Source organism: Actinosynnema sp. NPDC023794, assembly GCF_040639675.1.
Classification (GTDB): domain Bacteria; phylum Actinomycetota; class Actinomycetes; order Mycobacteriales; family Pseudonocardiaceae; genus Actinosynnema; species Actinosynnema luteola.
The window spans coordinates 638,985-659,822 of record NZ_JBFAFR010000002.1 but is presented as its reverse complement, the minus strand read 5'-3'; the positions used below and the strand labels follow the sequence as shown (position 1 = coordinate 659,822).

Here is a 20,838-nt window from a genome sequence, read left to right as displayed (position 1 = left end):
TTTGGGGTCGAGTCGGGGGGCCGTGAGGTCGGCCGGTGGGTCGAGCGAGGTGTGAGGTCAGCGGCTGATCGCGTGGCGCGGGTGCGACCGGACGTCACGGCGGCGGGTGTCCCGGGCGGCCGGCCCCGGTCCGGACCCGGCGAGCCCGGCCCGGAACAGCCCGTGCGCCACCCGACCACGCGCCGCCGCCTCCAACTCGTCGCGCAACGCCCCGCTGCGGAGCAGCACGTCGGGTCCGAGCAGTCGTTCAACGGTCGCGAGGGCGCCTTCGGTGTCCCCGTGGTCCAGCCGGGCGCGAACGTCCACAAGGGACTCCGGCCGCCGGTGCGCGTCGTCGATCACCCGCAGGCACGGCAACGGAGGGCCGCCGAACGCGACCAGCAGCTCCTCGCGGCGGATCTCGTCGGGGTCGTGGTCCAGCGGGACGAGGACGCCGTCCACCACGCCGATGCGGTGCGTGGCGCCACGGCAGTCGACCAGGCGCGCGTGCCCCGGGCCGTCCGGGCTCGGTGACGCGCCGGCCGGCCGGTGATCCGGCACGAGCGCCGACGCGACGAGCGGGTGCAGCCGGTCGACGTCGATCAACCCCGCGCGGAGCAGTTCCAGGTCGGGGAGCACCCGGGTCGCGGCGTCCGGCAGGACCGGCCACGCGCGGCTGCGACCTCTCGGCGGCGCCACCGTGATCCCTGCCGGGGCCAGCACCAGCCGGCGTCGGCTGTCGAGCCGCACGGTGACGAGGCCGTCCGCACGTCCCTCCGCGCGCAGCAGCAACGCAGCCTCCGCCGGCCACCGGTCGACGGCGAAGCCGCTCAACTCCGCCGTCACCCCGTCACCGATCGTGCTCCCGGACCGCTCCCCCAGCTCACCGGCCCTGCGCACGTCCCACAGGTGGCGGTGCAGGTCCAGGCGGAACCGCCGGTCGGGGCGGGGGTGGGGGTGCAGGCCGGCCCCGTCCCTCGGCCGGGACGGCACCCACAGCGCGAGGCTGATCCGCTGGCCGGCGTCGGCCCACGACGGCGGTGTGCGCGCCACCAGGTGCACCTCGCCGTCGGCCGTCGAGGGGTACCGCGCCAGGGACACGGTGAGGCCGGGCCGCAACAGGCCGTCCGGCGCGATCCTCGGGAAGTGCCAGCGCAGCAGGTCGGGAGCCAGTTGGCGGAGGTCGGCGCGGACCTGTGCCGCGAGGAGCCGGCCGTGGGCGCGACCCACGGCTCGCAGGTTCAGGTCCACGTCGACGCGCGCGGCGGAGCAGGCTCCGGCCCAGTCGCCCACCAGCCGGCGGGCGGTCGCTGACTCGATCATCGGCGGCGGCACGGCGAACTCGCGCACGTGCGCCCAGAAGAAGAGGCGGTCGTTCTCGTTCGCGGTCAAGGGGCGCATCAGCACTCACCTTGTGCGAAGAGAACCTCCGATCCGTTCACGTAGGTAACCATCGCCGCGAGCGTACCAGGATCGACAACGAGCGGGTCCGGTTCTGTTACCTCTGCCCGCCGGCTCTCGTCATACCGGCGACGACCGAGTGCGCCCACCGGTCGTCCGATCTGAGTGGAGTGGAGTGGAGAGCAGGATGCTGACGAACATCATGTACGTGACGGTCTACGTCACCGACCAGGACCGCGCGCTGGAGTTCTACACGGAAGGGCTCGGTTTGGAGAAGCACGTCGACTACCCCGGGCCGGACGGGCGCTTCCTCACCGTGGGCGCGCCCGGCAGTGCGGTCAAGATCATCCTCTGGCCGCACGCGCCGGCCGCCGGACACCCGGCCGAGCCGGGCGCCGCGCCCGGTCCGCTCATCCTCGAGTCGGACGACCTGAGGAAGGACTTCGAGGTGTTCCGCCGGCGTGGCGTGACGTTCGTCGAGCCCGAGCCGGTGGACTACCCGTTCGGCGTTCGCGTGGAGGCGGTGGATCCGGACGGCAACCGGATCTCGCTCCGCCAGCAGCCCCGCGGCGCCGGCAGGTGACCGACGCGGGCCGGGGGAACCCGGTGGCCGAGGCGTTCGAGGTGCAGCGGGACCGGCTGCGCGCGATCGCGCACCGCGTGCTCGGGTCGCACGCCGACGCGGAGGACGTGGTGCAGGAGGCGTGGCTGCGACTGTCCCGCCAGGACGCGGCGGCCATCGGGAACCTGGCGGGCTGGCTGACCACGGTGGTCGGCCGGCTCAGCCTGGACGTCCTGCGTGCGCGCCAGACCCGTCCCGAGGCGTCCTACGACAGCCGCCTGCCCGAGCTGGTGGTGACCGTCGACGACGGCGCCGCGCCGGAGGACGACGTGGCGCTCGCCGACTCGGTCGGGCTCGCGCTGCTCGTCGTGCTGGAGTCGCTGCGGCCGGGCGAGCGGCTGGCGTTCGTGCTGCACGACCTGTTCGCGGTGCCGTTCGACGAGATCGGCCGGATCCTCGGCAAGTCGACCGACGCCACCAAGATGCTCGCCAGCCGCGCCCGGCGGAAGGTGCGGGCGACCGGGCGGCCGGAGGTCCCCGGGCGGGAGCAGCGGGAGGTCGTGCAGGCCTTCCTGGCGGCGGCTCGCGACGGCGACTTCGAAGGGCTGCTGCGCGTGCTCGACCCCGACGTGCGGCTCACCGCCGACACCCCCGACGGCCAGGTCGTCGTCCTCGGCGCCACCAAGGTGGCCACCGGCGCACGGCTGGCCGCCGGCGCGGCCGGGCACGGGCTGGCCGTGCTCGTCAACGGCCGTCCGGGCGTGGTGTCCTGGCGCGACGACGGCACCCCGCTCGCGGTCATGGCCTTCACCGTCGTGGACGGCCGGATCGCCGGGATCGCGATCGTGTCCGACCCCGCCGAGCTCGCGTCCACGGACCTGCCGGAGCCACCGTGAGGTTCGCGGCCGGGGCACCGGCCACCACCCGTGCCCCAGCCCTCGAAGCCGCTCGGTCCGCGAACCCGTCAGTCCGAAGTGGACATCACGCCGGGATGAGGTCGATCACCACCGAGTCGGCCGTGAAGTAGGGGTCGTCCCCCGGCTTCTTGGTGAACGTGTCGCTGTCACCCTTCGGGCAGGCCAGGGGCGACCAGTCGTGGTCCCTGAGCACGCCGCCCTTGTACCACCTGATCTCCACCATCGCGCAGAGCCCGTCGGCGTTGGTGTCCGTCACCTTCCCGGACACCTCCGTCATGCTGAACTCGCCCGACGCGTACCCCCACTGGTTCGACCTGGACCACTTGGTGCCCGCACTTGCAGGCGTCACGGACATGGCGAGCAACGCCACGACCAGAACACCGACCCACGAGGCCGCAGCGCGCGAAAACCTCATGCCATCCCCCTCATCGCCTCCGTCAGCCGGCAACCCCGACTGCCGCCCAGCACGCTAATGAGCAGGACCGCCCGGTCCTGTCAGGCGATCGCCCGACAGGACTTCATCGTCATCGTCCACTTCCGCCACAGACCCTCGAGAAGGAGGAACCCCTCGCACTCCGGCAGGCCGAAGAACGCACGAGCCACCTCGACCTGGAAGTCGGTCAAGCCTTCGGGAGAACCCGCTTCCGACATCAAGCGACCTCGGCGACGGCACGGCGAACAACCGACGACCAAGCGGCTCGGGCCTCGCCCTCTCGGAGCACGATCTCGTAGACGCGCGCCCGTTGCGACCGGTTGGCGAGGTTGAACCGTCGCCCCGGTGCGGACCGGTTCAGGTGGATCGGCGAGGTCACGGTGGACGACGCCCGGTCCACCGGAAGCCGCGGAAGCTCGCTCAACGTGAAGACCGTGCGGCCACGCGAACGGGCGGGGTGGGTCGACGCCAACACGCACCCAGGCCTGCACCAGACGAACGCGGAGCACCACGAACAAGATCGGCCCCGGACCGGAAGCGCACTGGTCAGGGGCCGATGTGAGGTGTGGAAGACGTGCCCCCGGTCCGGCTCCGACAGGAAGCACACGGATTCGCCATCCGCTCAACCGGCACCATCCGCCCGGTTCAAGGGTATTCACACGACGACGCACCCGCTTGTAATCCGAGCACGAATCACCCTCGCAATGCAGCGCCGAACGTCGCTCACTACCGACAAGTCGTAGGCGGCTCTCAGTCATCCGGTCGAGTTGTCGTCGTTGAGCGAGGCCGAGCCGGCCAGACGGAGTCCGCAGAGCGGCGCCGCCCGGTCGGCGGTCAGCTCGACTTGTCCGCTGGGGCGGGCGTCGGAGTGCACGATCCGCCGATCAGAAGGTGTGTGTTGACTGCCCGGATTGTCGGAGCGGCCTGGTAGTAGTGGGGCATGTTCCGCGACTTCAACTTCAAGCTGCTGGTCATCGACAAGCTCATGTACCAGGACGAGGTGATCCAGCCCCGTTTCCGGATCGCCGACGTTCTCCACGCCAAGGGCGCCACCGGCGACCTGTGGAAGTACCTGTACGAACAGAACCTGCTGTACACCGTCCTCGGGGAAGCCCGCCAGTACTTCACCGACTTGGAGATCACCCCCGACCAACTGGCCGCCGTGGAGGAACTGACCACTGACGGCGGCTTGGAGATCTACCACCAGTGCTCGCCGTTCTGGGACGGAGAGGACGATCTCTTCGACGTCACCTCACTGGACGACCTCGCCCTGCTACCCAACCTCCGTGTGATCCACGGTGGCGACGAGGCCATGATGGCCGCCCCTGGCGCCGAGGACACCCTCAAGGCCCGCGGCATCGCCGTGGGATGAGCAGCCGCGTCCATTTGCCACCACTCGACGGCTCCCGCGCCCCGTAGAAGGAACTCTCCGATGGCTTCCCTTCTCCCCGGATCTGCCCGCGCGGCAAGCGCTCCGAGGTCAGGTGTTCGTTGACGCGCCTGGGCGGTGCAGCGGCGTCCAGTCGACGTCGTCGGAGTTCACCACCGGTGCGAGCAGTCGGTCCGCGTCGGCTGACGGCTCGTCCTCCAGCTGACAACTCGCGAAGGTGACGATGGTGAAACTCGTCCCGAGTACGGCCGTGGTGTCCACGACACCGGCAACCCATAGGGCCTCGGACGTTTCCGGTCGGTGCAGCACTCGTCGGATCCATCGACCTGCCCTGTTGTGCCGCGTCGGTCGGTCGCTGACAAGTGAGGAACATCGGCGATGGTGTCGTGGCGGTGGCGCAGCCGCTCGGCCAGGCTGATCGCCTGCGGAGTGGCCGATCATCGACTTCGGCCAGCCTCGTGGCCAGCAGGGTCAGCGTGCGCGGGATGGCGTCGAGCTGTCCGAGGCGTTCCTGCAGCCGCATGATGTCGCGGTAGATCAACTCGTTGTGCGGGTCGAAGGTCCGCGCGATCTCCAGCAGGTCCAGCGTCTGCTGCGGGGCGTGCTCGACCAGGGCGCCGGCCAGTGCGGCCACGGCGTCGATGGCGTCGCGGCGGATGGCCTCCCTAGCGGTTTCGATCCAGTCGGTGCTCATCCCGTCGGCCAGCGGACCGAGGTAGCTGTCGACGATGCGCCGGTGAGCCTCGATCCGCTGGTGGTCGGTGGCGGCGGTGCGGCGGGCGGTGACGGCGGCGCCGAAGGACCAGTAGTCGACCTCCACCAGGTCGGGGTCCAGGCGGAAGCGGCCTTCGCCGACCAGCACGACGTCGGACAGGGCGCCGCCGGTGGCGGTGGTCAGGGCGCGGCGTGGGCGACTGAGGCCGGTGTTCATGGCGTTGGTGGTCCGCTCCGGCGGGCTGGTGGCCCACAGGGCGGCGATCAGCGCCTCGCGGCCGGCACCGTCGGGGTGGAGCCCGAGGAACACCAGCAACTTGCGCAGGCGGGGTTGGAAGGCCGAGGTGATCTCGTGTTCGGCGTCGTCTGAGACTGGTGCGGGGCGCCACCACACTCGGGGCGGTCCGAGCATGCTGATCCGCAACGGCACGAGCGGGACGTGGCGATCAGGGTCGGCAGGGTCTTGCGGTTCGTCGCCCGTCGGGTGTGTGAGGGCGGTGACCGTGTCCGGCCGGGCCTGGTCGGCGGCAGGTCCGGACGGTACGCGGGTGGGTCGTTCGGGGGTGCGATTGGTTGCGGGCTGGAGCCGCCGCGACCACGTCGGCATTGCCGGTGCCGGCGGCGGACACAGGCATCGAGGGCAGGCCAACGCGTTGTCCGGAAAGGGAGATCAGGACCGCGCCGACGAGCACGGCCCCGGTTCGATGCACCGGTCCGGCCGCCGTGAGATCCGGCAACCTGGTGTCGCGGGCAACGTCGATCGCGCAACGGGCGACGTCGCGGGCGAAGAACGCCCACACCAGCCAGGTAAGGCGGGCGAGGAAGTCCAGCAGGAACGTCGTGGTCCCAGCCTTCGCATGTGTACGGCCGGACATCGGGCAGCTCAACGTTCGCCGCCCGGGCCGGCAGATCACCGCCGCGAGACTCATGGTTGGCCCGCAGTTCCTTGTCACGGACCCCCGGAAGCTGGCTTGAGTAAGCGGAGAAACCGATCAGGGTGTACGCAGCCGAACGTCGTTGACGAACACGTCCGGAGCTTTCGCACCGGGCTGGAGCAGGGGACACGTGGTCGACACGCCCCTTCGTGCGTGAACCAACCCACGATGTCGTCGAACGTGCGGAGCGCGCGTTCCTGGTCGGGCGCGCACGTGGCGTCGTGGGTGTCTTCCATTCGTCGGAGGTGCAGAACCTCTACAAAGGAGACCAGTTCACCTACCCACTCGTCGGTGAGCAGCGAGCCGTGACGTACTCCTGGCCCACCGATACCGTGTAGCCGACGGCCATGCTCAGGGGCTCGGCACCGGCACAGATGGCGTCAGCGAGAGACCACCTCTACGCCTTCAGACCTGGTTGTAGGCGCACGTGTCGCCGACCAGAACCGAATGAGTGAATAGGAGCGGGTATGACCGACGATGTGGCCAGCCGAGTGATCAAGGCTGAGCAGGATCGGATCCAATGTCTCCTCGACGTCGATCGCGGCACCTACGACCGCTTGCACGCCGCGGAGTACCGGTTGTGCAACCCGACCGGCACCGTGTGGACGAAGGCCGAATACCTGGATCTCCTCACCACCGGGCGGGTCGCATACCGGGAACTGGGGCTGACCGGCGACGTGGACGCCATCGTCGGCACCGACGTCGTCGTCCTCCGCTACCGGTGCGTTATCGAACTCACCGTCGACGGCGCGGACATCCCGCGGCACGATGCCTGGCACACCGACGTCTACACCAATGCCACCGGCACGTGGCGTTGTGTCTGGTCGCAAGCCACCGGCATCATGGACCCCTCCGTTGGCCGCACCCTGACCCAGCACGAGGAAGGCGCGGGCCCGCCGGACTTGACGTTGTGACAAATGGCAGGAACCAGTAGCGTCCAGTGGTTAAGTGGCCTTGTGGGGGCAGTTCCGGGCGACCGGAGAAGACGGCCAGGCGGTGTCTCGGTTTACTCAGCGCATGCGTGGCGGCGTCGCACTACCGCGCCGTCTCCGCCAACAAGCAGCGCAACCACTCTAAGACCACGTCTCACGTGGCGGTAAGCGTTGTGCCATGATCTTCGTCCGTGGTTGATCGGTTGTCGTTGCGGTTGGTGCCCGATGAGCTGTGGGCGTTGGTGGAGCCGTTGGTCCCGAGGTTCACGGCCCGTCCGCAGGGTGGTGGAACGGCGCCGGTGGACGATCGGGCGGTGTTCACCGCGATCGTCTACGTGCTGACCAGCGGGTGCGGGTGGAGGGAACTGCCGCCGTCGTTCGGCGTCACGGTGCCCACGGCGCATCGCCGGTTCACCGAGTGGACCAAGGCCGCGTTGTGGCGTCGCCTGCACCAGGCCGTGCTGGACGAACTCGGCTCGCGCGGGGAGGTCGACTGGTCGCGGGCGATCCTGGACGCCGCCTCGGTCCGGGCGAAAAAGGGGGCGACATGACCGGTCCGAACCCGGTCGACCGTGGCAAGTCGGGCTCGAAGATACACATCGTGTCCGACCGCGCCGGCCTGCCGTTGGCCGTCGGGGTCTCGGCCGCGAACCTGCACGACAGCCAGGCGCTCAAGCCAATGCTCATGGCCATCCCGCGCATCCGCTCCCGGCGCGGCCCACGCCGCTTCCGCCCGGCGAAGCTCCACGCGGACAAGGCGTACGACATCGACGACCTCCGCCGATGGTTACGCCACCGTGGCATCATTCCACGCATCGCACGCAAGGGCATCGACTCCTCCGAGCGGCTCGGCCGCCACCGCTGGGTCGTCGAACGCACCATCTCGTGGCTGACCGGCTACCGCCGCCTGACCGTCCGTTATGAACGCCGCGCTGACAACTACTGCGGTCTCCTCACTCTCGCCGCAGCGCTGACCTGCTTCAAACGACTCACGAAACCGGCCACGTGAGACGCGGTCTAAGTCACCGATATCGGGCCTAGTGCGTGGCCTGGTGCTGTGACCACATACGTTGGCCGGGTAGGTCAGGCTGCTCGGGCGTGGGCCCCAGCGGTGTTGGTGTTCGCTGCGTCCGCGAGCGCAGGGCGTCCGCCACTGGAGGTCCAGGCGGAGCAACGTCCCGCAACCTCAGCCACGAGGTGATCGGGCAGTGTCGATCCCCTCTCGCGGCGGAACCGTCCCCGAAGTACGAAGATGCTTGATCAACTTGATACTCGCGGCGGCGAGAGTGCCAGAGGTTAAGAACAGTGCTGATCAGCGGTTTCTTGCTGACGATGCGCAGGGCGGACTTGACGCATCCGCCCAGCGCGCTACGTGGCCGAGGGTTCCTCTTGGGCAAGACGGACCCGGTGACCTTCTGCAGTATCGCCGAAGTCGCGTTCGCCCAGGGCTTGTTCAAGTTCCCGATGGGTCCGGTAGGTGCTCGATTCCGGTTTGGCGAGTGCTGACATGTCCGACGCCTGATCAGTCGTCGGAGGTGTTGTCCTCGGTGGTCGTTGCGGGTTTGGTGTGGAGGAGCTCGCGGACCTGTTCTGCGGCGCGGAGGATGCTCTCGCTGATGTGGTCGCCGAAGCGGGCCATGTTCTCCAGGCGGTTGCCGGCCGGGGTGTCGCGACCGAGGACGGTGACGCCCTGCCGCGCGACCTCGGCGACCTGGACCATGCCGCGGGCGCTGGCGAGTGTGGACTCGTACCATACGTCGCCGTCGACGAAGTAGCGTTCGCGGCGGCGCTCGTCGCGCACTCGGGCGATCAGGCCCTCGCTCTCGAGGGACGCGACCGACTTGGAGACGGTCGCCGGGCTGATCCCGAGGCGCTGGACGAGTTCGGCGGCAGTGACGCTGCCCGAGTCCGCGATGAAGAGGCACGTCAGTACCCGAGCCGTCATCTTGGGCATGCCTTGGTGCATCAGGAGACTGGTGAACGTCTCCTCGTACTCGCGCACGGCCGCATCGTCCCTGCCGAAGTCCGGAGCCCCGGCCGCCTGCCGCCTGGGCGTGGTGCGCTTGGGTTGGCGAGCACGGCGCCCGGTGGCGAGGTGGGCCAGATCTGCGCGGTAGCCGCCGGGGCCGCCGTTGCGCATCACCTCGCGGGCGACCGTCGAGGTAGGACGATCCAGGCGACGTGCGATCTCCGCGTACGGGAGGTCGTCGGCCAGCCCGCGCGCGATCTGCTGCCGCTCCTGCTGGGTCAGCCTGCTCCCCGACACCGTGTCTCCCTCCGCGCTTCACCGGTACCGCCATCGTAGCGTTCGATTTCTGTCTAACGCAACGAACAGCCCCCATCGTTGCGTTAGATTTACATCCGTCGCAATATAGCCACGCCCTTGACCTGGTGTTTTATGGAACTGTCGCGAATTTCTTGTCGGCAGAAGAGGGAACGCAACGTAGCGTTTCTCGTGTCGGAAACAGAGAGTGCACGAGGAGCACGCCATGCAGAAGTTCGACACCGCCGCCCCGATCGCCGCCGTCATCGAGGTCCCCGCCGGGCGCATCCAGGTCATCGCCGCGGACCGGGCCGACACCACCGTCGAGGTCCTGCCCGCCAAGGCGTCCGAGAGCCGAGACGTGAAGGCCGCCGAGCAGACCGCGGTCGAGTTCAAGGACGGCGTCCTGCACGTCAAGACCACATTGCAGGGCAACCAGATCCTCGGCCTCTCCGGCACCGTCGAGGTGACCGTTCAGGTGCCGTCCGGCTCGGACATCGAAGTGAAGTCCGGCGGCGCCGAATTCCGGGGTGTCGGGCGCTTCGGGAAGGTCGACTGCGATGGTGTCTACGGCGCGGTCAAGATCGACGAGGCCGCGAGCCTCCGCCTGGCCCTCGGCGGCGACGTCACGGTCGGCCGCCTCACAGGCTCCGGCGAGATCAGCACGCAGCACGGCGATGTCGATGTCGATGTCGCCGAGGCTGACTCGGGCACGCTCGTGCTCAGCACCCAGACGGGGAACGTGACCGTCGCCGCCGCCCCCGGCGTCTCCGCCACCCTCGACGCAGGCACCGGCCACGGCCGCATCACCAACGCGCTGAAGAACACCGAAGGCGCCGCGGCTGCCCTGACCATCCGGGCGACCACCGGCCACGGCGACATCACCGCTCGCAGCCTCTGACTCCATTGACCGCTCAGACCACCACGCAAAGCAAGGAGACCCACCATGAACGGCAACGGCTTCACCGCATCGGGACTGACCAAACTGCACGACGGCCTGGCCCGGCACGTCGACTCCGGGAAGATCCCCGGCCTCGTCGCCCTAGTCGGCCGCGGCGGCCAGACCCACGTCGAGGCGATCGGGACGATGCGCCATGACGGCGGCACCCCCATGCGCCGCGACACGATTTTCCGTATGGCCTCCACCACCAAACCGGTCGCGGCCTCCGCGGCGATGGTCCTGCTCGACGAGTGCCGGCTCCGCCTGGACGACCCGATCGACCAGTGGCTCCCCGAACTGGCCGACCGCCAGGTCCTCAAGGCGCCGGACGGCCCGCTGGACGAGACCGTGCCGGCGTTCCGGCCGATCAACGTCCGCGACGTGCTCACCTCCACTCTCGGTCTCGGCCTGGACATGACCGCCCGGACCGCCCCGATGATGGCCGCGTTCTTCGAGCGCGGCGTCTACGGTCAGGCAGACGGGTGGCTCCTGCCCGAACCCGATCCGGACGAGTGGCTGCGCCGCCTCGCCACCCTGCCGCTGATGTACCAGCCCGGCGAGCGGTGGCTGTACAACCTCGGCGACGACCTCCTCGGCGTCCTGGTCACCCGCGTCACCGGCCGGCCGTTCGAGGAGTTCCTGCGCGAGCGGGTCCTCGAGCCGCTCGGCATGCGCGACACCGGCTTCCATGTGCCAGGCGAGAAGATCGACCGCCTCCCGCCCCTGTACGCCCCGCACCCCGAGACCGGCGAATTCCTCGTGGAGGACCCGGCCGAAGGCGGACACCACAGCAAACCCCCCGCATTTGCTTCAGGCGGCGGCGGACTCGACTCCACCGTCGACGACTACCACGCCTACTTCCGGATGCTGCTGGACGGCGGGAAGCACGGCGGCGAGCGCATCCTCTCCAAACCCGCCGTCGAGCTGATGACCACCAACCGCCTCACCCCGGGGCAACAGGCCGCCCGCGACGCCTGGGCGAACAGCATCGCCCACCTCTCCTACGGCACCGGGCAGCACGGCGGCTGGGGCTTCGGCATGACCGTGCGCGTCCACCGCACCGACTACGCCCCCCTCGGCCAGTTCGGCTGGGACGGCGGCGCCGGCATCACCGCCTACGCCGACCCCGCCAACGATCTCGTCGGCATCCTCTGCACCCAAGTTGGCATGTCCACCCCCGACTCGGCGCGGGTCATGCACGACTTCTGGACCACTCTCTACCAGGCCATCGACGACTGACACCGACGGTAGGATCGCCGACCTGCGCCCCTACCTCGACTCGGTGCCCGATCCCCGCCCACGGTGGGGCCGCTGGCACTCCCTGACCGCGATCCTGCTCGTCTGCGCCTGCGCGACCGTCTCCGGCGCCAAGAGCATCGACGAACTCGCCGAATGGGCAGCCCCGAGCTGGCACCGAGATTCTGGAGGCCATCGGACTCCGCCGCCACCTGCTCCGCTGACACCTCCCCGTTCCGGGCCACGATCGGCCGCGTACTCGAACGCATCGATGGCGACGCGCTCGACCGGGCAATCGGCGCTTACCTGGCCGACCGCCATCGCACCGGGGTCGATAACGACGACCGCCCGTGGCCGCCGGCAGCGGCCAGCGTGGAATGTTCGGTCTGCGGCGGCCGTTGGCGTATGTCAGCCACGCGCGGCCGCTGCGGGCTCGCACCGTCCCCCACGTCGGTGAACCGTCGGTCGAGCACGAAGTCAGCCGCCGACATGGATGCCGGGACGCCGACCTGGGTCGGGTTCGTTGGTGCGGATGATCTCCCGGACCACCGGGGCCGTGTCGCCGCGGCCGAGGAGCAGGTAGCGGAACAGGTGCCCCAGCGGGTTGCCCTCGCTCCAGGCGAAGTGGCAGTGCGGGAGGACGTCGGTGGTGTCGCGCAGGGTCAGCAGGATCGCGGCGATCGCGTTGGGCGCCGCGGGGCTCTCGGCTCGCAGGATCCGGTGTCCGTCGACCCGCACGCCGCGGACCTTGAGCACGTCGCTGAAGGCCGACGGGTCCACCACGTCGATCTCCAGGAACAGCACGTCGGCCAAGCCGGGCACCGGGTTCGCGCCGCGCTGCTCGACCTCCTTCTCCGCGTACTCCGCGGCGTCCCCGGCCTGGCGACGGTTGGCGATCAGGGTGAGCGCGCCGTCGTGGGCGATCGAGTCGGTGACAAACCGGCGGGCCTCGTCGTCGAACTCGATGTGGTCCACGCGCAACTCGGTGGTCCGGCTGACCCTGGACACCAGGGAGACGGCGATGATGCCGAGGATGAAGAAGAACGAGATCGTGATGCCGTCGGGCTTCTCGATCACGTTCTCCACCAACGCGTACAGCATGATCAGGGTGAGGACCGTGAACGAGATCGCCGCACGCCGCTGCCGACGGCGCACGGCGGAGATCGTCACCGCGACCGACGCCGACACCATCATGGCCAGGATGCCGGTGGCGTACGCGCCCGCCTGGGCGTTGACGTCGGCGCGGAAGACGACCGTGATCAGAATGCAGACGGCCGTGTAGACGAGCACGACCGGCCGCACCGCCCGTGCCCACTCCGGCGCCATGCCGTAGGACGGCAGGTAACGCGGCACGATGTTGATCAGACCGGCCATCGCGGACGCGCCCGCGAACCACAGGATCAGGATGCTGCTGATGTCGTAGGCCGTGCCGACCCACTCGCCGAGCAGCTCGTGGGCGAGGTAGGCCAAGGCGCGGCCGTTGGCCTCGCCGCCGGGCTGGAACTGCTCCACCGGCACCAGGACCGTGGTCACGAAACTGGTCGCGATCAGGTAGACCGACATGATGACCGCGGCGGCGGTAAGCAGCTTGCGGGTGTTGCGGATGCGGCTTTCCAGCCGCTCGGCCTCCGTACGGCCATCGGCCGCCACCAAAGGCATCATGCTCACACCGGTCTCGAACCCGGACAGGCCCAGCACCAGCAACGGAAACGCCAGTACCGCCGGACCGACCACCCCGGCCAGTCCCCCGCCACCGGAGGTCAGCGCGTCCAGCCACCGGTCCAGCGCAATCGGTTCGGACACCACCTCCGCCACACCAGCCACCACGACCACCGCGTTGAGCAGCAGGAACACCGCGACCAACGGGATCGCCACACCCACCGCCTCGCTGAACCCGAGCAGAAACACCCCGCCCAGGACCAGCAACAACACCACCGTGACCAGGACCTCTTGGCCGTGCAAGAACTCCGGCGCCCGCGGGTTCTCCAACGCGTGCACCGACGCGTCGGCGGCCGACAGCGTGATCGTGATGATCCACGACGTCGCCACGAACCCCAGCAACACCAACACGAAAAGCTTGCCCCGCCAGAACGGCAGCAGGTCCTCCAACATCGCCACCGACCCCTGACCGTGCGGACTCTCCCGCGCCACCCGGCGGTACATCGGCAACATCCCGAACAACGTCAACGCCACGATCAGCAACGTCGCCAACGGCGAGATCGCACCCGCCGCCAACGCCGCGATACCGGGCAAGTAGGACAAAGTGGAGAAGTAGTCCACCCCGGTCAGGCACATGACCTTCCACCACGCCGTCGGCCTGGCGTGCTGCCCGGAACCCGCCGGCCCGACCGGCTGCACCCGGTGCTCCAGCAGCCAACGCCCCAATCGGGAGGAGGGTGCGGCCGGCCGAACCGGGCTGTCCACCCGGGCCGGGACCGCGAACGGCGGCGTGTCGGTCATACCAGGTCTCCTGTTGGCGATCAGGTCGTCGGGATGCAGGTCAGGGAACGTCACGGGTTGGGCGGGCGACACCGGCGAGCGCACCACGCGCACACCGGGCCGGCGAACGACGTGGATCGGCTCACGAGCACGAACCGCGGATCGCCGGCACCGTCCGGGATCCTCAGCCGGTCAGCCGGTCATGCGTGCCGCAGGGTGCGATGATCCGCTCGGCGCCGCTCGCCGCGTGGATGCCAGCACGGGCCTGATCGCGTTACCCAACCCGAAATGGTCTGACCACTCACACCACGGAGTGAACCCCGCCGACCGGCCCTCCCGACGCGAAAACACGGCCATCCGGCGTAAAGATTCCGCTAAGACGGCCCCATCGCGGCGGATGCCGCGCGGGCTTATCCAGGGCATGATCGACTGTCATCGCGATCCCAACCAGCGGCGAATCCAGGCCGCAGCGCCGTCCGGCGGGACGCGGTAGTGGCCTGTGGCGTCTACGTAGACGGTGTCCAGTTGCCCGACAGTCGGTCACCGGCCGACGCCGCCGCCGAAGTCCGCAGCCACGGCTGCCTTGCGGTCCGACGCTGCGACCCACGCGGCGTAGACGCGCAATGTGGTCGCGCCTCCCCCGCCATACCCGAGGCGTCCGGCGACGGTGCGGAGGTCCACGCCGGCGGTCAGCAACTCCGTGGCCGAGTAGTGCCGTAGTGCGTGCAGGTGGGTGTCGATCTCCAGCCTGGTTGCCATGTCCTTGTACCGCTGCGTCACGGCGTTCGGCGAGTACGGCTCCGTGTGGTCGAGCGAGCGGGTACCGCTGAAGACGAACAGGTCTTCGGCGAACTCGCCGCCTACCGACCGGACCCGTTCGGCCACGCGCTCACGGTGCTCGCGGAGCAGCGCGACCGTTTCCGAGTCCAGCGCGATCCGGCGGTTCTGATGGGTCTTGGTGTCCTTCTCCTTGCCACCGACCCAGTTCCGGCGCAAGTCGATGACTTCAGCGTCTAGATCCACGCGGTTGAAGGGGAGCCCACACGACTCCCCGCGACGCATCCCCGTCGTCATGACCAGCCACACGAGGGTGCCCCAGTCGTCATCCATCCGGAACGCCTCTTCGACCAACCGCGCGGCCTCAGCGGAGGTAGGCGGGTCCGGCTCCGGCGGCTTCTGCTTCGGGCGACGCGCGAGCTTGGCGGGGTTGAGCGTAATCCAGCCCCATCGCGCCGCCGCGTTCATGGTGCCGCTGATGATCGAGTGGATCTGGCGCACGGTGGACGCGGCCATGCCCTTGCAGGCGTGGGGCTTGCACTTCTCCGCCACGCAGTCGTGGTCGCCTTCGGCGTTGTGCTTCTCGATGAACGGCTTGCGGTCGCAGCGGACGCGGCACCGGCGAACCTCCGTGTAGAAGCTCTCCAACTCCAGCGCACCCAGCTTGTTGACCGCGATCGTCCCGAGCGCCGGCTTGATGGTCCGCTCGATGTACCCGACGTAGGTCTTGCGCGTGCTGTCCTCAAGTTCGTTCGTCGCGAGCCACCGGTCGATGGCGTGGTCGAGCCGAACCGCCGAAGGCGTCGAGCGCTGCTTGTCCACCTGGACGACACGACAAGTTCGTTGCGCTTCTTCTCGGCGCGCTTCCACGCTGCCTTGTCTGTGCCCTGGATGGTCTCCCGAAGGTAGACCGCTTACCTGTGACGGGGTCGAGTCCGGCATAGACCTTGACCCGCAGCGTGTCCCCCGCTGCTCGGACTCACCGCGCCGGCGACCCTCCGGAACGCGTGCAGCACTGACAGCCCTAGGCTACTCGCACCCAGGGCCGCACCCACTGATCAACTTCTGATCAACATCTTCGGTTGTTCGGCCTGGTCAGGCCTTGTGCCCCCGGTGCGACTCGAACGCACACTGGACGGATTTTGAGTCCGCTGCCTCTGCCGATTGGGCTACGGGGGCCGGCGGGAGCACTGTACTCGATCAGGTCGCCCGGCCGCCGTCCGGGGTGGCGGCCGGGCGCTCGCCGGTCAGGAGCGGACCAGGCGGGTGATCGCGGCGGAGGCTTCGGCGATCTTCTCCTCAGCCACCTCGCCCCCCTCGGCCACGGCCTGCGCCACGCAGTGCTTCAGGTGCTCGTCGAGCAGACCCAAGGAGACCGCCTGCAACGCCTTCGTCGCGGCGGAGATCTGGGTCAGCACGTCGATGCAGTACTCGTCGTTCTCGACCATCCGCTGGAGGCCGCGGACCTGCCCCTCGATGCGTCGCAATCGCTTGAGGTACGCGTCCTTGTCCGCCGTGTAACCGAGCATCGCTCCCGACCTTCCCTACCCTGGGCGGGTATCAGGGTCCAGGATAGGCCACTCGACCGGGTGTGACCGGCACCACGGGGTGACCGCTCGCGGGCCGCACATTTCGGCTCCGTGCGGTTTGTGTCGCGAAATGACCCGTCCGGGGGCATCACTCACATTTTCACCGCGAAAGGTTAGGCGATATTCCTCTCGTGCACTATGGTGTCGACCTAAGCGTGTGGCGCAGAACAAGTCGAGGGCAGCACGCGCTATGCGAGCACACACGGAGGAACAGTGGCACAGCAGACCGTCGTCCAACTCATCGACGACCTCGACGGCAGCGAAGCCGCCGAGACCGTGACCTTCGCGCTGGACGGTGTGGAGTACTCCATCGACCTCTCCAAGGACAATGCGGACAAGCTCCGCGAGTCCCTGGCCGACTTCGTCGCCAAGGCGCGCCGCGCAGGTGGCCGCAAGCAGCGCAAGGGCACCGGCAAGAGCACCGTAAAGGCTGGTGACAAGGCGCAGGCCCAGGCCATTCGGGACTGGGCTCGCGCGCAGGGCCACCAGATCTCCGACCGGGGCCGCATTCCCCAGGGTCTGGTCGTGCAGTTCCAGGAAGCCCACGCTTCCTGAGCCACGTCGTTTTCCCCTGCGGTGGACTACACCTACCGCAGGGGAAAACAGCAGGTCAGAGGACCTCAGGGCAGGGAAGCGCGGCCCGGGAACTGCACCCCGGCCAGGCTGAGCAGGGCCGTCGCCTTGACCGCGGTCTCCTCGAATTCCTCCGCGGGGTCGGACAGCGCGATGACCGCGCCCCCCACCCCGAAACTCACCTTGTCGCGGTCCACCACGAGCGTCCTGATGACGATGCTGAAGTCGGCCGTTCCGGAGAGTGAGAAGTAACCGAGCGCCCCGGAGTAGACACCCCTGGGCCCGGCTTCCAGCCCGTCGATGATCTGCATTGTCCGGATCTTGGGCGCGCCCGTCATGGACCCACCGGGGAACGCCGCCCTAACCACCCGTGCGGCGGAACTACCGGAACGCAGACGAGCCCGAACGGTGCTGACGAGCTGGTGCACTGTCGCGTAGCTCTCCACCTCGAAGATCCTGGGCACCTCGACGCTGCCGACTTCCGCGCAATGGCCCAGATCATTGCGGACCAAGTCCACGATCATGAGGTTCTCGGCGCGGTCCTTCGCGCTGGCAGCCAAGGCCCTGCGCAAAGCCTCGTCCTCGGCGGCGGTCGCCCCGCGGGGGCGCGTGCCCTTGATTGGCTCGGATTCGACGACACCCTGTCGGTCGACTCGGATGAACCGCTCGGGTGAAGTGCTGAGCACGGAGAGCGCACCGAAACGGAGCAACGCCCCGAACGGCGCGGGGCTTTCCGCACGCAGGAACCGGTAGGCGTCCCACGGGTCGACCGGCCCGCGCCACGTCACCGTGTTCGTCAAGCACACCTCGTAGGTCTCGCCCGCCGTGATGGCCTCCTGACAAGCCGCCACCAGCTTCAAGTAGTGCGAACGGCCGTGTCGCGGCTGCACCGAGTCGGCACGGGCCGGGCGCGGCGCGGGCGCCGGCGGCGCGGTGAACCGACGCAGGAAATCGGCCGTTCGGCCCAACCACCCGTCCTCGTCGGACAACGCCAACAGGTAGACGCACCGGGATTCGTGGTCGAAAACCAGCGCCCGGTCGGCGAACACGAATGCCGCGTCGGGCTGCTCCGAACGGTGCGCCGCCGCACCGCCGCATTCCGCCTTCAGCTCGTACCCGAGGTAGCCCACCCAGCCGAGCGCGAACTCGAACGGCACGTCCGGCGGCGCCACCCGCCACGCCGCCAGGTCGGCCTCCAGCCAGTCGAAGAACGGCCCGGGCCGCGTCACCCCGTCCACCGTCACCTCGCCGGTCCACACGTCGTACGTCGCCACGCGCGCCAGCGGCCCGGACGCGTCACCCATCACGGAGAACCGGCCCCGCTCCCCGGTGAGGCTGCTGTCCAGCCAGAACGCGTCGTGCGACGTCCCGTACAGGGCCGCGTAGACGTCCTCGGGCGAAGGGTGCACGTCCACCCGCCGCACGAGCACCTCACGGGCCGCCTCACGGGGACGAACGGGAGGCGTGGGGAGCACGGGCACAACGGCGGCGGCGTCGGTCAGGTCGCGGAAGTTGGCCAGCAGCTGGTGGCCGTGCGACGTGCACACCGACTCGGGGTGGAACTGCACGCCCCAGGCGGGCCGCGACCGGTGCCGCACGCCCATCAGCACGTCGTCGGACGACGCCCAGGCGATCGGCTCCAGCGACGGCGGCAGGTCCGACACGGCCAGCGAGTGGTAGCGCACGACGGGCAGCGGCGACGGCAGGCCGGCGAACACGTCCACCCCGGTGTGCCGCACGTGGTCCACCACTCCGTGCCGCGGCGTGACCAAGCCCACGGACGCGCCGTGCGCGAGGCACAGCCCCTGATGCCCCAGGCAGACACCCAGAAGGGGGATGTCGGCGTGCTCGACCACCGCGCGGCACAGGCCGAAGTCGGCGGCGCGCTGCGGCCGGCCCGGTCCGGGCGAGATCACCACGTTGTCGAACCGGCCCAGGTCGGACAGCCGGAACCGCGGGTCGTCGTTGGTGATGACGACCGGTTCGCGCCCGTTCACCTCAGCCAGGTACTGGAAGAGGTTGAACGTGAACGAGTCGTGGTTGTCGATGAGCAGCGTCCGCATGGCAAACAGCACGGTACCTGCACGAACACCCGGGTGGAGTACCCACGGACGAGGGAGGGGGAAGACTCCGGGGAACGACCCCGGGACGCCGAAGAGGCCGGGCGCGCGTGCCGCCCGGCCTCCCGTCCCCGGCGGTGGCTCAGTCCAGGTGGAACTTCGGGTCCGCGGCGATCGCCGCGAGCTGCGCACCGGTCAACGCCGGCCGGGACAGCGCCGGGTGACCGGACTCCCGGTACTCGCTCGAGTACGCGACCGTCACCAGCGTGCCGTCCGGGTGCCGGTAGAACGCCGCGGCGTCCATCGTGTTGCGGTCGCCGTCGGCGACGGCCCCGGTCACGACGCCGACCTTCTTGCCGCCGACGTCGACCAGCTCGCACGTGCCGCCCTCGACCGGGTACGGGTACTTGGTCGCCGCCTCGCACCCGCTGAGGTCGCCGAGCCGCGTGTTGCCCTTGGTCTCGACCTCGAGGCTCAGCTCGCCCACACCCCCCTCACCCGTGATCACGACCGGCGTGTGCGCCCAGTACTCCCAGACCTGCAGGTCGCCGACGTACTCGACGAACTGCGCCTGGTGCCGGGTCATCGGCCCGTAGTCGGCGAAGCCGATCCGGGTCCGGTCCTCGGCCTTCACGCCGGGCGGCAACGACGACGCCAGGTCGTTCAGCACCCGGGCGCCCTTGTCCGCGCGCGGTCCGCTGGTCGCGGTCCGGTCGCCCTGCCCGTCCGGCCACTGCGTCTCGGTCCCGCTCGCCGGCGGCGGCGACCCGCTGGGCGGCAGCACGGTCGCCGACGGCGGCTCCGACGGCGGCCGGTCGGTCGGGGTGACCCGCGGTCCGGACTCCGACGGCTGCCCTCCCGCCACCTGGACGACGCCGCCACCGTCGCCGGTCAGGGTCGGCAGCAGCACGGCGCCGACCGCGATGGCCACCACCGCGAGACCCGCGACCGCGCCTCCCCAGGTGGCCTGCCTGCGGCGCTGGGCACGTCGACCGCGGTCCAGCGCGGCCTCCGGGCTCATGGGCGGCGGCGGGCTGCTCGCCACCATCACTTCCTGCAACGCGCTCTTCAGCTCGTGCTCGTTCATCGCACCTTTTCTCCCTGCTGAGGGGTGATCAGGCCGCGCAGCGTCTGCAGCCCCCGCGCGGCCTGGCTCTTCACCGTTCCTTCGGAGCAGTCCAACGCCCTGGCGGTCTCCTCGACCGACAGGTCTTCCCAGTACCGCAGCACGAGCACGGCGCGTTGCCTGGGCGGCACCTGGGCCAGTGCCGCCAGCAGCACCAGCCGGTCCTCCGCCGAGCCGCGCGAGACGGCCGCCGCGTCGACGGTCGTCTCGCTCACCCGTTCCTTGCGGAACCAGCCCCGGCGCAGTTCGGACACGAACGTCCGGACGAGGGTCTGCCGGGTGTACGCGTCGAGTGCCTCGTGCCGGTTGATCCGCCGCCACGCCACGTAGAGCTTGGCGAACGTGGCTTGGACCAGGTCCTCCGCACGGTGCCAATCGCCGCACAGCAGGTACGCCGTGCCGCGCATGGCCTCGGACCGCGCCGCGAAGTACTCGGCGAACGCGGTGTCCCGATCACTCATCTGTCCTCCCCCGTGCTGCGGTACGAGGTAATCACGCTCGCGGGTGGCAGCGGGGTTGCATGCCCGCCCCGAGATTCGTGGAAACTGGACCCACCACCACTGGGAGGCCCC

General features: G+C 69.5%; 19 protein-coding genes and 1 tRNA gene. 9 read left to right on the top strand and 11 right to left on the bottom strand.

What is annotated here, in order from left to right; genetic code table 11:
* Nucleotides 1-57 precede the first annotated feature (57 nt).
* Nucleotides 58-1,380 (bottom strand): hypothetical protein, encoded by a 1,323-nt coding sequence (locus tag AB0H12_RS07680; RefSeq protein ID WP_499621580.1) that lies wholly within the window; start codon nucleotides 1,378-1,380, stop codon nucleotides 58-60.
* 187 nt (nucleotides 1,381-1,567) lie between these two features.
* On the opposite strand from AB0H12_RS07680, the gene AB0H12_RS07675 reads away from it, so the two are divergent.
* Nucleotides 1,568-1,963, top strand: coding sequence for a VOC family protein (locus AB0H12_RS07675; RefSeq protein WP_499621578.1), 396 nt, complete (start codon nucleotides 1,568-1,570; stop codon nucleotides 1,961-1,963).
* Nucleotides 1,960-2,838: a sigma-70 family RNA polymerase sigma factor gene (locus AB0H12_RS07670; RefSeq protein ID WP_499621576.1), complete on the top strand. Its 879-nt coding sequence runs from the start codon at nucleotides 1,960-1,962 to the stop codon at nucleotides 2,836-2,838. Before AB0H12_RS07675 ends, AB0H12_RS07670 begins: the two co-directional genes overlap by 4 nt.
* An 85-nt stretch (nucleotides 2,839-2,923) precedes the next feature.
* Here AB0H12_RS07670 and AB0H12_RS07665 read toward each other — a convergent pair whose 3' ends face one another.
* On the bottom strand, nucleotides 2,924-3,274 hold the full coding sequence (locus tag AB0H12_RS07665; protein ID WP_499621575.1) for a hypothetical protein: 351 nt from the start codon (nucleotides 3,272-3,274) through the stop codon (nucleotides 2,924-2,926).
* 958 nt (nucleotides 3,275-4,232) lie between these two features.
* Here AB0H12_RS07665 and AB0H12_RS07660 point away from each other — a divergent pair.
* Nucleotides 4,233-4,664: a DUF6892 domain-containing protein gene (locus AB0H12_RS07660; RefSeq protein WP_499621574.1), complete on the top strand. Its 432-nt coding sequence runs from the start codon at nucleotides 4,233-4,235 to the stop codon at nucleotides 4,662-4,664.
* Here the strand turns inward: AB0H12_RS07660 and AB0H12_RS07655 are convergent.
* Nucleotides 4,636-5,826, bottom strand: a complete 1,191-nt coding sequence (locus AB0H12_RS07655) for an AfsR/SARP family transcriptional regulator (protein WP_499621573.1) — start codon at nucleotides 5,824-5,826, stop codon at nucleotides 4,636-4,638. The two genes, AB0H12_RS07660 and AB0H12_RS07655, sit on opposite strands and share 29 nt — an antisense overlap.
* A 972-nt stretch (nucleotides 5,827-6,798) precedes the next feature.
* On the opposite strand from AB0H12_RS07655, the gene AB0H12_RS07650 reads away from it, so the two are divergent.
* Both AB0H12_RS07650 and AB0H12_RS07645 read left to right on the top strand, forming a co-directional pair.
* On the top strand, nucleotides 6,799-7,245 hold the full coding sequence (locus AB0H12_RS07650; RefSeq protein WP_499621572.1) for a nuclear transport factor 2 family protein: 447 nt from the start codon (nucleotides 6,799-6,801) through the stop codon (nucleotides 7,243-7,245).
* A gap of 209 nt (nucleotides 7,246-7,454) precedes the next feature.
* Nucleotides 7,455-8,272 (top strand): IS5 family transposase gene (locus tag AB0H12_RS07645; RefSeq protein ID WP_499621571.1). Its coding sequence is split into 2 segments (ribosomal slippage): nucleotides 7,455-7,797 and nucleotides 7,797-8,272, totalling 819 coding nucleotides; the frame shifts between segments, so codons are not numbered across the junction.
* A 513-nt stretch (nucleotides 8,273-8,785) separates the two neighbouring features.
* Here the strand turns inward: AB0H12_RS07645 and AB0H12_RS07640 are convergent.
* Nucleotides 8,786-9,529: a helix-turn-helix domain-containing protein gene (locus tag AB0H12_RS07640; protein ID WP_499621570.1), complete on the bottom strand. Its 744-nt coding sequence runs from the start codon at nucleotides 9,527-9,529 to the stop codon at nucleotides 8,786-8,788.
* Between the two features lie 223 nt (nucleotides 9,530-9,752).
* On the opposite strand from AB0H12_RS07640, the gene AB0H12_RS07635 reads away from it, so the two are divergent.
* From AB0H12_RS07635 to AB0H12_RS07625, 3 genes are read left to right on the top strand one after another with little or no spacing between them, the layout of a single operon-like run.
* Nucleotides 9,753-10,427 carry a DUF4097 family beta strand repeat-containing protein gene (locus AB0H12_RS07635; protein WP_499621568.1) on the top strand — a complete coding sequence of 225 codons (675 nt, stop codon included), beginning with the start codon at nucleotides 9,753-9,755 and terminating at the stop codon, nucleotides 10,425-10,427.
* Nucleotides 10,428-10,472: 45 nt separating this feature from the next.
* Complete coding sequence (locus tag AB0H12_RS07630; RefSeq protein WP_499621567.1) at nucleotides 10,473-11,705, top strand: serine hydrolase domain-containing protein; 1,233 nt, start codon at nucleotides 10,473-10,475, stop codon at nucleotides 11,703-11,705.
* A 43-nt stretch (nucleotides 11,706-11,748) separates the two neighbouring features.
* Entirely contained in the window at nucleotides 11,749-12,159 is a 411-nt protein-coding gene (locus AB0H12_RS07625) for a transposase family protein (RefSeq protein ID WP_499621566.1), read from the top strand.
* 20 nt (nucleotides 12,160-12,179) lie between these two features.
* On the opposite strand, the gene AB0H12_RS07620 is transcribed toward AB0H12_RS07625, so the two are convergent.
* From AB0H12_RS07620 to AB0H12_RS07605, 4 genes are all read right to left on the bottom strand, one after another.
* Entirely contained in the window at nucleotides 12,180-14,162 is a 1,983-nt protein-coding gene (locus tag AB0H12_RS07620) for an amino acid transporter (protein ID WP_499621564.1), read from the bottom strand.
* A 519-nt stretch (nucleotides 14,163-14,681) separates the two neighbouring features.
* The gene (locus AB0H12_RS07615; RefSeq protein ID WP_499621563.1) at nucleotides 14,682-15,860 is read right to left on the bottom strand and encodes a site-specific integrase; all 1,179 of its coding nucleotides are present in this window, start codon (nucleotides 15,858-15,860) and stop codon (nucleotides 14,682-14,684) included.
* A gap of 163 nt (nucleotides 15,861-16,023) precedes the next feature.
* Nucleotides 16,024-16,097, bottom strand: a tRNA-Leu gene (locus AB0H12_RS07610).
* Between the two features lie 68 nt (nucleotides 16,098-16,165).
* Nucleotides 16,166-16,447, bottom strand: coding sequence for a metal-sensitive transcriptional regulator (locus AB0H12_RS07605; RefSeq protein ID WP_053722042.1), 282 nt, complete (start codon nucleotides 16,445-16,447; stop codon nucleotides 16,166-16,168).
* A gap of 273 nt (nucleotides 16,448-16,720) precedes the next feature.
* Between AB0H12_RS07605 and AB0H12_RS07600 the strand changes: the two genes are divergently transcribed.
* Nucleotides 16,721-17,062, top strand: a complete 342-nt coding sequence (locus AB0H12_RS07600) for a histone-like nucleoid-structuring protein Lsr2 (protein ID WP_015104119.1) — start codon at nucleotides 16,721-16,723, stop codon at nucleotides 17,060-17,062.
* A gap of 65 nt (nucleotides 17,063-17,127) precedes the next feature.
* On the opposite strand, the gene pabB is transcribed toward AB0H12_RS07600, so the two are convergent.
* The 3 genes from pabB to AB0H12_RS07585 form a co-directional block, all read right to left on the bottom strand.
* The gene (pabB, locus tag AB0H12_RS07595) at nucleotides 17,128-19,143 is read right to left on the bottom strand and encodes an aminodeoxychorismate synthase component I (protein ID WP_499621561.1); all 2,016 of its coding nucleotides are present in this window, start codon (nucleotides 19,141-19,143) and stop codon (nucleotides 17,128-17,130) included.
* A gap of 139 nt (nucleotides 19,144-19,282) precedes the next feature.
* Entirely contained in the window at nucleotides 19,283-20,227 is a 945-nt protein-coding gene (locus AB0H12_RS07590) for a hypothetical protein (RefSeq protein WP_499621559.1), read from the bottom strand.
* On the bottom strand, nucleotides 20,224-20,727 hold the full coding sequence (locus AB0H12_RS07585) for a SigE family RNA polymerase sigma factor (protein WP_499621557.1): 504 nt from the start codon (nucleotides 20,725-20,727) through the stop codon (nucleotides 20,224-20,226). The genes AB0H12_RS07590 and AB0H12_RS07585 overlap by 4 nt, the downstream gene beginning before the upstream one ends.
* Nucleotides 20,728-20,838 lie beyond the last annotated feature (111 nt).

Excerpts from the sequence above, each read along its gene's own strand:
- AB0H12_RS07680 (WP_499621580.1), bottom strand. The coding sequence starts at position 1,380 with ATGCGCCCCTTGACCGCGAACGAGAACGACCGCCTCTTCTTCTGGGCG.
- AB0H12_RS07675 (WP_499621578.1), top strand. The coding sequence starts at position 1,568 with ATGCTGACGAACATCATGTACGTGACGGTCTACGTCACCGACCAGGAC.
- AB0H12_RS07665 (WP_499621575.1), bottom strand. The coding sequence starts at position 3,274 with ATGAGGTTTTCGCGCGCTGCGGCCTCGTGGGTCGGTGTTCTGGTCGTG.
- AB0H12_RS07660 (WP_499621574.1), top strand. The coding sequence starts at position 4,233 with ATGTTCCGCGACTTCAACTTCAAGCTGCTGGTCATCGACAAGCTCATG.
- AB0H12_RS07650 (WP_499621572.1), top strand. The coding sequence starts at position 6,799 with ATGACCGACGATGTGGCCAGCCGAGTGATCAAGGCTGAGCAGGATCGG.
- AB0H12_RS07635 (WP_499621568.1), top strand. The coding sequence starts at position 9,753 with ATGCAGAAGTTCGACACCGCCGCCCCGATCGCCGCCGTCATCGAGGTC.
- AB0H12_RS07630 (WP_499621567.1), top strand. The coding sequence starts at position 10,473 with ATGAACGGCAACGGCTTCACCGCATCGGGACTGACCAAACTGCACGAC.
- AB0H12_RS07620 (WP_499621564.1), bottom strand. The coding sequence starts at position 14,162 with ATGACCGACACGCCGCCGTTCGCGGTCCCGGCCCGGGTGGACAGCCCG.
- AB0H12_RS07615 (WP_499621563.1), bottom strand. The coding sequence starts at position 15,860 with ATGCCGGACTCGACCCCGTCACAGGTAAGCGGTCTACCTTCGGGAGAC.
- AB0H12_RS07605 (WP_053722042.1), bottom strand. The coding sequence starts at position 16,447 with ATGCTCGGTTACACGGCGGACAAGGACGCGTACCTCAAGCGATTGCGA.
- pabB (WP_499621561.1), bottom strand. The coding sequence starts at position 19,143 with ATGCGGACGCTGCTCATCGACAACCACGACTCGTTCACGTTCAACCTC.
- AB0H12_RS07590 (WP_499621559.1), bottom strand. The coding sequence starts at position 20,227 with ATGAACGAGCACGAGCTGAAGAGCGCGTTGCAGGAAGTGATGGTGGCG.
- AB0H12_RS07585 (WP_499621557.1), bottom strand. The coding sequence starts at position 20,727 with ATGAGTGATCGGGACACCGCGTTCGCCGAGTACTTCGCGGCGCGGTCC.